1 protein-coding gene and 1 pseudogene are annotated in these 2,172 nt (G+C 69.1%); both read left to right on the forward strand.

From position 1 onward, the window contains the following. Positions 1-251: hypothetical protein (locus tag AC1D09_RS23850; RefSeq protein WP_477701242.1), on the forward strand; the 251-nt coding region annotated here is incomplete at its 5' end. 105 nt (positions 252-356) lie between these two features. After that, positions 357-2,172: pseudogene (locus AC1D09_RS23855) on the forward strand (hypothetical protein); the annotation flags it as partial.

The following is a 2,172-nucleotide window of genomic DNA, read 5'->3' on the forward strand; positions in this document are numbered from 1 at the left end:
TATACACGCTGACGGCCACCAACAACGGCACGCAGCCGCTGTCCACGCTGTTTGTGAGCGACTCCACCGCGGCCTTCACCGGCTTTGTGTCGGCCGCCTGCCCGGGCACGCTGCCCACGGGCATCACGGCCTGCACGGTGACGACGCAGCCGGCGGTCAATGCGCAGGGGGCGCTGAAGTGGACCTTCACCGGCTCGCTGGCCTCGGGCGGGCAACTGATCGTCACTTACCGCGTCAAGGTCGACCAGTAGCGGGTCACACAGCAGGCCGCCGCGATGATGCACAACCCGTCATTTCCAGCGGTCCCGCCGCGGCGCCGGCGCTACGCAAAAATCCTGCGCCCCCTGGCTGCCGCCGTGTTGGGCGCCTGGGCGGGGATGGCGTCGGCCGCTGGAGGCTCTTATGCCACCACCGGCACTTTCGCGCAAAGCCTGTGGTGGCTTGATTTCACCGGCTATGACAACACGGTCGCGGGCACGGCCGGCGGCCAGGCTTTTACCTTTACCCTGCCCAATGGCGCCGGCACGCTGACCACGGCGGTCAAACGCAGCGGGACCACCACCATGACCGCCGCCGCCTCGCCTGCCTGGACGGGTGGCGGTGCTTTCGGGCACGGCGCCTATAACGGCATCACCGGCGCCCCTTCCATGTACTGGCTCAGCCAGACGGGCGTGGGCACGGCCACGCTGTCGTCGCTGGTGATGAAGGACGCGTCGGGCAACAACCGCACCTTCTCGATGTTCGCGGCCGACGGCGAAAACACCGACCAGGCCGCCGAAAAAATTGTTTATACAAGCACGGCGAACTGGAGCCTGATCGACAACGTGATCGGCTATACCAGCTATACCGGCGCGCCCGTCGTGTTGTCCGGCGTCGGGTCGACCGTCGTCAACCTGACGGCGCCCACCTCGGGCTCCACCAGCTTTAACGGCTCCGTGGTGCTGGGCACGCAAAACCCGACCCAGGTGTCCGCCGCCCTCACGGGTTCGCAGGCGGCCCTGTTTGCCATCTCGCTGCCGCCGGTCACCTTCAACCTCAGCATCGCGGGGCGCCAGTACCCGGCCGACCAGTTCACCGCCGCGGTGGGCTACACCACACCGGCGGCCGCGGTGACCAGCGTCACCTCCACCGGCACCAACACCACGGCCACCACCGGCGCGGCCTCCGTCATAGGCACCAACAACATCACGCTGAGCGCGGCCATGGCCGCGGGCAGCGCCTCGGTGCTGTCCGCCTATACCGGCAGCATGGCCTGCAGCAACAGCGGGCCGGGCGCTTCCGCTTTTGGGGGAACGAACACCGTGCTGCCCAGCGGCGCTGGCACCAGCTTCACACTGACGCCCCAGACCGGCGACCGCATCACCTGCACGCTGACACTGACGCCCACGCCCAAGACTGTGGCGGGCACGGTGTATGCGGACCCCAACCACAACAGCAACCTGGACGCGGGCGAGGCCGGCATAGGCGGGGCCACCGCCCTGTGGGTCAAGCTGGCGCCGTTTTCGGGCGGTACGTGCACCGGCCCCGCCACGGCGGCCGCGTCGGTCAACCTGACGACGGGGGCCTACAGCCTGGCCAATGTGGTCCAAGGCAGCTACTGCCTGATACTCGACGGCAATGCCACGCTGAGCGACATCACCGCGAGCTACCCGACCGGCTATGTGGGCTCGCAGAATCCCAGCGGCGTGATCCAGCTGGTGGTGGGCGGCGCTCCACCGGCGCCGCAGAACTTCGGCTTGTACAGCGGCAGCACCTTGAGCGGCACTGTGTTCGCCGACAACGGCGCGGGCGGCGGCACGGCCAACAACGGCGTGAAGGCCGGCACCGAGCCCGGCCTGGCCGGCATCACCGTCAACGCCATGCAGGGCGCGACCACGCTGGACAGCGAGCCCACGGCCAGCGACGGCAGCTTTACCCTGTGGATTCCCGGGGCCACCAGCGGCACCGTGGTCCTCACGCCCGTGCTGCCGGCCGGCTACACCGCCACCGGCGGCTCGGCCGGCACCACCGGTGGCAGCTACACCCGCCCCAGCGTGAGCTACACCGCCGGCTCGGGCCTGGCCCGCACCGGCATCAGCTTCGGCATGGTGGCGCCCAACACCTTAAGCCCCAACGGCGCGCAGACCGCCCAGCCCGGCACCGTGGTGTTCTACGCCCATACCTACAAGGCGG

The sequence above is a fragment of the Polaromonas sp. P1_A2 genome (assembly GCF_056406895.1).